Origin of the sequence: Microbacterium sp. UBA837 (genome assembly GCF_002296025.1) — a bacterium.
Classification (GTDB): Bacteria; Actinomycetota; Actinomycetes; order Actinomycetales; family Microbacteriaceae; genus Microbacterium.
In genome coordinates, this window is the sequence record NZ_DBHD01000076.1 from 1 (window position 1) to 7,377 (window position 7,377).

Genomic DNA, 7,377 nt, shown 5'->3' on the forward strand with positions numbered 1-7,377 from the left:
TGATCGGGCTACCCGACCGGCTCCAGCTCGAGCAGAGTACCGGGACCGACGTCCACGACCACCGAGTCGGCGGGCGTCACACCGTCGGGCGCGGCGATCCGAAAAGTCGTCGGCCCCAGGTCCGCCGTGCACACCGGCCCACCTTCGCTTTCGAGCTCGATGCTGAACTGGCCGGGAGCCGTCTCGTCCAGCGACACCGGAGCATTCGGGCATGAACTGCTGCCCCACGTGATCACGAACCAGTCCTCGCCGTTGTCTGCCCATACGACCGCCGGCTTCGGATCCAGCCCGTCGAACTCGACGCTCGACGCCTCAGGCGGTAGGTCCCGGAGTTTCTCCGAGTAGAACGTGCCGCATCCGGTGAGCAACAGCGCTCCCGCAAGCAGACCCGCGGCCACTGCCGCCACCCGATGCCCCATTGACCAATACTCTCGCCTCGCCACGCCCGATTGACCGACCGATATCAAACCGAGAGCTGACTGGTCGTCGCCCGCGGCAGTGGACGGCGGGCGGGTCAAGATTCAACCGCGACGCGGGGCCATGACGCCCAGCCGTCGGAGAGCGCTCGCAAGAACGGGCGCGCCGCCTCGACCCGGACGGCGGGAAGGTCCGTGACGCCGCGCCCACCCCGACTCGTGCCGTCCGGGTTCGCGAGCGTGAACTCGATCCACGGTTCGCGCCCCTCGGTGACGCTCTCGCGGTATCGCCCACCGACGACCGCGAACACGTGCCGCTCGAGCTCGTCAGCCTCCGCCTCCCACGTCGAGTCGCACGCATCGCAGCCGCACATCGGGTAGAAGAAGTCATGAAGCAGGCCCGCGTGCACGAAGACTCCCGGATAGTCGGTGTAGACCAGCGTGAGACCAGCGCATCGCGGATCGTTCGGCTCAATGCGCACCGCCCGCACGAAGGGCCTGCTCGGGCGAAGGAGATCGCCCACGACATCCGGACCCTCCGTGATCCGCACGTCATAGGTCTCAGCGAGATGCGCCACGAGCGCATCGGCGACCGTGTGGAGCGGAGCGAACCGTTCGAGGTGCGTGTCGACCGAATAGGTGTCGGTTGGGGGTGAGTCCTCCCAGCGCTTCCCGTACTCGATGACCTGGCCGTCGGCGTCACGGAACACCGGCGCATCGATCAGCGGACGGCGGTACGAACTCACCCGGCCATTCTTCCCCTTCCCCCATCGCGGCGACCTTTCCGAAGACTCCCCTATGGCCCCTCAGAGACATACAGACGGCTTGACATGCATAGAGGAATCTGAGGTGCTGAGGAGGCACCCTGACGACAAGGAGAGATCATGCGATTGCTGTTGACCGCCGGTGGGGTAACCAACCCCACCATCCAGGCCGCGCTCGTCGATCTGCTCGGCAAGCCGATCGAAGAGTCGACAGCGCTCTGTATTCCTACCGCGATGTACGGCCATCCATGGCTCGGACCGGGCGTCAAGGCGTGGGAGTTCGCCGCGGGCCAAGAAGCCGGCAACCCGATGGTCTCGCTCGGGTGGAAGTCGGTGGGACTTCTCGAGCTCACGGCGCTGCCGAGCATTCCCGACGAGCGATGGATGCCGCAGGTACGCGACGCCGACGTGCTGCTCGCCTCAGGCGGCGACGCGATCTATCTGCACCACTGGCTCCGCGAATCAGGGATGCTCGACCTGTTTGGCGAACTCGACGACACCGTGTGGGTCGGGATGAGCGCCGGCAGCATGGTCATGACCCCGCGGATCGGCGAGGAGTTCGTCGGCTGGAAATCAGATCTCGGTGACCGCGGCCTCGGACTCGTCGAGTTCGCGATCTGCCCGCACCTCGCCGTCGGCGATCGGCCCGGCAACTCGATGGAAGCCGCCGAGAAGTGGGCATCGAAGATCGACATCCCGGCATTTGCGATGGATGACGAGACCGCGATCGTCGTCGACGGCGACCGGGTCGAGGTCATCTCAGAAGGCGTCTGGCACCGGCTGGGCGACCGCGACTAGTTCCACCTAAGGGGCGTAGACCCTCGTCAGTATGTTATCTGATCTGATAATCTGCGTGGATGGATGATGCGATGGCAGATCTCCCCGAGGGTCTGAGTGACGTGCTCGAGTCGGCCGCACGGCTGCAGGCCCGCGTGCCGGATGCCGTTCTCGTCGGTGGTGCTGCCGCCGCACTCTATGCGCGCCACCGGATGTCGACCGACCACGATCACATCATCGAGGATCTCCAGGATCGTTACGAGCAGATCCTCGATGCGCTGGAGCGGGAAGGCGACTGGGTCTTCAACAGAGGGGTTCCCGGCAAGATCATTCTCGGCGAACTCGGCGGTATCGAAGCGGGCGTCCGTCAGATGATTCGCACCCGACCGCTCGAGGTTCAGTCAGTGACCGTGCCGACCGGCTCCACCATCACGGTTCCCACCCTCGACGAGATCGCGCGCATCAAAGGCTTCCTTATCGTCAAGCGCAACCAGATGCGTGACTACCTCGACGTTGCCGCGCTGTCCTATCGCTTCGGTCCGGAGCGAATCGGCGCAGTGCTCTCTCGAATCGACGACTACTACACCGACCCCTCTCACCCGGAAGACCGGCCTGTGCAATCACAGCTCGCCAGACAACTAGTCGATCCATCGCCGAGAGATCACACCCGCATCCGCGATCTATCGACCTACAAGAAGCTCGAGCGGCGCTGGCACGACTGGCAGAACGTGGTCGCCGACTGCCGCGCACTGGCCCCGTACGTCGCTGCATGAGTGCCGAAAGGAGCTGAGAATGCCACTTCGATTCCGCAACATCGACACCACCCCCGACGCCCCCGTGCGCGAGTGGGGGTTCGAAGGCATGCTTGCCGCACTCGACCGGGGCTACGCGCCGCACTGGTCTCGTCTCGCATCCGCCGTGGCATCCGAGCCGGGTCTGCGCGAGGTGTTCGAGGAGGCCGCTGAGGCCGCAGAGTCGCGCACCACCGTGGCGCTCGTACGCGAGATGATCGACCACAAGAAGCGGACGTCGTCGGACGTCGCCCGAGAACGCCTCCGCTCCGCCCAGCGTGCGAGCGGACTCACCCAGCGCGAGCTCGCGTCTGCCCTCGGAACGTCCGCGAGCCGACTGAGCACCTATCTGAGCGGTCGCGTGACTCCTGCCATGGATGTGCTGGTCGCGGCCGAGGAACTCGCAGACCGAGAGGTCGCCCTGCGCAACGCCCGCGAACTGATTCTGCGGTAGATGTTGCACGAGTTACCCATCACGGAAAGAGCCCACGGCGCTCCTACTCGCTGAAGCTCCACGCCTGCACGCGGTGGATCATCGCCGTCTTCGGATAGTCAGCGCCGGGCTTGCCGATCTCGAACAGGTCGACCATGAGGAACAGCGGGTAGGTCGGCGCCTGCGCGATGCGCCGCACGATGAGCCCGTCGCATCCGATGACCGTTTGACCACTCCCCCAGATCACCGTCCACGTATGGGGCAGGCTCGCATCCAACGGCAACGTCACCTCAGCCATATCAGTGTGCATCCGCCGATCGTGGTGCGCTTTCACACCGTTCCGCACGACCGTACGCTGACCCACCGCATCCGCATCGATCTCGACGATGCAGATCTCTCCCGAGTCATCCGGCGACACATGCTCAGTTCCCACGAGCCAGGCGGCCAACATGCATCCGTCATCGCGCGTGGCCGACATGGTGAGGTCGACACGTCCGCTCACGGGAGCGAACAGCAGCTGCAACGGCGTCTCGGTCCGCACACGCAGATCGTCGCGGTGACGGTGGGTGCCGGATGTCGATCCCACGAGCCCTGAGTAGGTGCCGGTCTGCAGGTTCGATACCCGCAGCGGGGCCTCCTCGGGCCGCCAGTCGAGTTGATCCCGCTCGATCCGCAGTTCGAGGCCATCGGGCGTGATGCGGTAGCGGGCTTCCGAGCGATCCGGGGTCGTCCAGTGCGGCAGATAGCGCGTCACCCACCGTTCGGCTGAGAGAGGACCGCCGAACCGCTCGTCGAGGTCGGGAACGCGATCCGGCTGAGGAGGCAGCCGTTCGACGGCGGACGGGTCGGAGCTCACGTCCCCAGCATCGCTCCGACATCCGACATGGCGCGTACCCGGAGCCATAGTTCCACTGGGTGCTGAGCGCGGCCGAAGCGAGGTCGCCCCTCCGATCACCGATACGGAGCGGGCCGCGGTCGACATGGCCCGACGAGGCTCATATCCGACGATCAGCCCTGCCGCGATGTTGCTGATCGCGTGGACGGTGGCGCCGGCAGCGAAGCCAGCCAGGCAGCGATCCCGAGTGCCTCCGTGGGGTTCAGGACGATCGCCAGCCACCCTGCCCGAACATGCGGCGCCAGCAGCACTGCCGCCCAACAGTGGTGCAGACCCTCGACGAGACGGCCCCGGCGCCGCATCCGAAACGCCACGTGTGGTGGCGACTGCGGCAGCGCCGCTAAGGTGATGCCGTGCGAAAGCTGATGGCGGCTGTTGCTGCGACGACCGGTCTTGTCCTCTTGCTCTTCACCGGAGCGCCAGCGACTGCCAACGGCGGATCCGGCCCGCTCGACGGCCTCGACTACGTGTCACTCGGCGACTCCTATCAGGCGGGGTTCGGTCTCACCCCCTTCAGCAACACCAGCCCGTTCGCCGGCGACCCGAACGGCTGCTATCAGGCCGACGGCAACTATCCGCACATTCTCGCCGCCGCTTTCGGTCTCACCATCAACGACCAGACCTGCTCCGGCGCGATCACCGCCAACATCGGCTACGGGTCAGCCACCGTTCCGGCAACCGACCCGAACGTCATCCTGCCGACGCTCCCCGACGTCTCCACACTGCAGGTGACCCTGTCGGGAATGACCGCACCCCAACTCCAGTCGGCGGGGCTCACCGCCGACACCGACGTCGTCACCGTCGGGATCGGCGGAAACGACCTCGGCTTCTCGTCGATCGCAACCGCGTGTATGCGACTCACCGTCGACAGCGACCCCGCCTACCTCGAGTACAAGGTCGGCGCGTTCGACAACTGCAAGGACTACTTCGACGACCCGGTCACCTACCCGTCCGCGTACCTCGCAGGACGCATCAGCGATTCGGTCGCTCCCCGACTCGCACAGAGCTTCGCCGAGATTCGCGCAGCGGCCCCCAACGCGCAGGTCTTCGTCGTCGGCTACCCACAGGTCGCCCCCAACAACGCGACGGATGCCTGCTTCACAGCGCCGACCACCGACGACGCCGTCCCATACAGCGGCGTCGACCTGCAGTTCCTGCACGACATCGAGCAGCAACTCGACGATGCGATCGAAACCGCCGCAACCGCCGCCGACTTCACCTTCGTCTCGACCTGGGATCAGACTGCAGCAAACACGCTCTGCACCCCCGACCCGTGGATCAACGGCATCACGCTCTACATCAACAGTGGCTCGACCTGCGACCCTGGATACCTGCCCGCCGACTCGGAAGCGTACGTGTGTGTGAAGCTCGGCGCCCTGCACCCCGACGAGGGCGGCGTACTCGAAGTCGCCAACATCGTGCAGCAGGCGATCACCGACTGGACACAGACACGCGGAGTGACCGCGAGTGTAGGAGAGGTCGCGCAGGGAGGGCAGCTCACGCTCTCCGGCGGCGGGTTCGGCCCCAACGAGATGGTGAAGATCGAACTGCACTCCGCTCCCGTGCTCCTCGCCACCGTTCCCGCCAGCGGATCAGGAACCTTCTCGACGACACTGACGATCCCCGCGAGTACGACCCCCGAGGTCCACACCCTCGTCGCGACGGGACTCTCGTCAGGACGCGTGTTCTCGACACCGATCACGATCACCGCATCCGGATCATCCAGCGGCGGCGGAGCGTCAGTACTGGCCGAAGGCGGAATGGATGCCGACGCCCTGCAACTGGTCGGCCTCAGCGCCCTCTTCGGCACGACGCTCGTCGCCGGCGGTGTTGCGCTGATGCTGCGTCGCCGCCACCTCACGGACACCGGGCACGTCACCAGTCCGCGGCACTGAGCACGCGGCGCGCGGCACTGAGCACACTCCGATCTGCACGCGGCACTGAGCGCACGGCGCCCCGGCACATGGCGTCGAGTTCGGCATCCTTCGGGTGAGGGCTGCGCCGACATGCCGGCGCTGCCGTGAGTCTCCTCCTGCGCCGTCCGCGGACTCACCCGCGCGGGAGGAAATCCACCGACAGCGACCCCGTATCGTCGGTCGCGGTCGTGGTCATCGCCTCCGGTCCGCACGCCACCTCGAGTCGTCCCGTCCACGCTTCGGGCGCAAGTTCCGAGGGGTCTGGAGCATACGTGACCCCTCCCGCGGTGATGGACATCGCCGACGCCATCTGCGACTGGTCCTGGGCGACGAGGTCATACCCGGATGCCGACGCCACAGCCCACGCGCCGGTCTCGACGCCGTCGTGGGAGATCGTCTGAACGAAGGATGAACCATCGGTCGACCCTGTCATGACGTACTCCGAAGACCGAGCCGTGATCGCGTAGGTGCCGTCAGCATTCCAGTCCAGCCACAGGTCGCCGGTGACGGTGACGTCAGCCCCGGGGATCTCGGTTCGCATGAGTTCCCCGAGAGCTGATGCCCACGACTGGTTGTCCATGACCCACCGGCCGACGGGGCAGGTGCCGGCAGCGCCGAGCTGCGATGAGGCCGCGGAGCCCTCCCCCGAACTCGCCGCGCCCTCACCTCCCGCGGAACCGTCCGAGCCACCCGCGCCAGCGCCCTCGATCGCGAGCAGCGTATCGGTCGGAGAGGGGGTCGGCGCACTGCTGCCGTCACACGCGCTCACGAGAGCGGCGATGCTGAGCAACGCGACGACGGTGCCTGCAGCTCGTGCGGCACGTCTGGCACCAGCCCCGAGCATCACGGCGTCGCGACCACGCTCACGTTGAGCGCCCCGTCAGAGGAAAGATCCCAGATCAGGCTCACCGTCCACGTGCCGTTGTCCCACGTCGATTGCGCGTAGTCGCCAGCGGTCATGTCATAGGTCTGGGTGAAACCGGCACCCTCCAGAGCGCCCACGACACTGTCCAGCGTCGTCTCGTCGACACCGGTGTAGGTGAGGTTCCAGGCCCCCGCCATCGCGACCGATGACTCCAGGGTGCCGGTCGACGGCAGCGGGACCTCGCCGGGGAAGTCGTCGGGCACATCGGTTCCCGCCGTGATCGTCATCTCGCCGTCTTCGCTCTCGACGGTGACGCTCCCGTTGCCGTCACTGTCGATCGAGACACCGGTCTGGTCCTCGATGAACTGCTCGATCGGGTTCGTGCACGACGAGAGCAGGAGAGATGCGGCGAACAAGGTCGAGACAGTGGCTGTGGCTGCGAGTGCGCGGCTGCGACGGAACATGGAGATCTCCTTAGACCAGTCAGGGACTCACTCAGCATCGAGTGGCTTCCCCCTCA

General features: G+C 66.2%; 9 protein-coding genes. 4 read left to right on the forward strand and 5 right to left on the reverse strand.

Annotated features, from left to right (window positions below):
- Positions 1–8: 8 nt before the first annotated feature.
- Together B3587_RS05640 and B3587_RS05645 are read right to left on the reverse strand one after the other, a co-directional pair.
- On the reverse strand, positions 9–419 hold the full coding sequence (locus tag B3587_RS05640; RefSeq protein ID WP_292727038.1) for a hypothetical protein: 411 nt from the start codon (positions 417–419) through the stop codon (positions 9–11).
- 95 nt (positions 420–514) lie between these two features.
- Positions 515–1,162 (reverse strand): DUF6226 family protein, encoded by a 648-nt coding sequence (locus tag B3587_RS05645; protein WP_292727040.1) that lies wholly within the window; start codon positions 1,160–1,162, stop codon positions 515–517.
- Between the two features lie 138 nt (positions 1,163–1,300).
- On the opposite strand from B3587_RS05645, the gene B3587_RS05650 reads away from it, so the two are divergent.
- Genes B3587_RS05650 through B3587_RS05660 form a run of 3 tightly spaced genes read left to right on the forward strand, consistent with a single transcriptional unit; the run spans position 1,301 to position 3,202 of the window.
- Positions 1,301–1,978: a Type 1 glutamine amidotransferase-like domain-containing protein gene (locus tag B3587_RS05650; protein WP_292727042.1), complete on the forward strand. Its 678-nt coding sequence runs from the start codon at positions 1,301–1,303 to the stop codon at positions 1,976–1,978.
- 59 nt (positions 1,979–2,037) lie between these two features.
- Positions 2,038–2,730 (forward strand): hypothetical protein, encoded by a 693-nt coding sequence (locus tag B3587_RS05655; protein ID WP_292727044.1) that lies wholly within the window; start codon positions 2,038–2,040, stop codon positions 2,728–2,730.
- 19 nt (positions 2,731–2,749) lie between these two features.
- Positions 2,750–3,202: a helix-turn-helix domain-containing protein gene (locus B3587_RS05660; protein ID WP_292727046.1), complete on the forward strand. Its 453-nt coding sequence runs from the start codon at positions 2,750–2,752 to the stop codon at positions 3,200–3,202.
- A 43-nt stretch (positions 3,203–3,245) separates the two neighbouring features.
- Here B3587_RS05660 and B3587_RS05665 read toward each other — a convergent pair whose 3' ends face one another.
- Positions 3,246–4,037, reverse strand: a complete 792-nt coding sequence (locus B3587_RS05665; protein WP_292727048.1) for a hypothetical protein — start codon at positions 4,035–4,037, stop codon at positions 3,246–3,248.
- A gap of 392 nt (positions 4,038–4,429) precedes the next feature.
- Between B3587_RS05665 and B3587_RS05670 the strand changes: the two genes are divergently transcribed.
- Positions 4,430–5,971, forward strand: coding sequence for an SGNH/GDSL hydrolase family protein (locus B3587_RS05670; RefSeq protein WP_292727050.1), 1,542 nt, complete (start codon positions 4,430–4,432; stop codon positions 5,969–5,971).
- Between the two features lie 154 nt (positions 5,972–6,125).
- On the opposite strand, the gene B3587_RS05675 is transcribed toward B3587_RS05670, so the two are convergent.
- Positions 6,126–6,839 carry a hypothetical protein gene (locus B3587_RS05675; protein ID WP_292727052.1) on the reverse strand — a complete coding sequence of 238 codons (714 nt, stop codon included), beginning with the start codon at positions 6,837–6,839 and terminating at the stop codon, positions 6,126–6,128.
- Complete coding sequence (locus B3587_RS05680; protein ID WP_292727054.1) at positions 6,836–7,321, reverse strand: hypothetical protein; 486 nt, start codon at positions 7,319–7,321, stop codon at positions 6,836–6,838. Before B3587_RS05680 ends, B3587_RS05675 begins: the two co-directional genes overlap by 4 nt.
- Positions 7,322–7,377: the final 56 nt, after the last annotated feature.

Bases quoted from the DNA above. Each gene is read 5' to 3' on its own strand.
- B3587_RS05640 (WP_292727038.1), bottom strand. From the start codon at position 419: ATGGGGCATCGGGTGGCGGCAGTGGCCGCGGGTCTGCTTGCGGGAGCG.
- B3587_RS05655 (WP_292727044.1), top strand. From the start codon at position 2,038: ATGGATGATGCGATGGCAGATCTCCCCGAGGGTCTGAGTGACGTGCTC.
- B3587_RS05680 (WP_292727054.1), bottom strand. From the start codon at position 7,321: ATGTTCCGTCGCAGCCGCGCACTCGCAGCCACAGCCACTGTCTCGACC.
- B3587_RS05660 (WP_292727046.1), top strand. From the start codon at position 2,750: ATGCCACTTCGATTCCGCAACATCGACACCACCCCCGACGCCCCCGTG.
- B3587_RS05650 (WP_292727042.1), top strand. From the start codon at position 1,301: ATGCGATTGCTGTTGACCGCCGGTGGGGTAACCAACCCCACCATCCAG.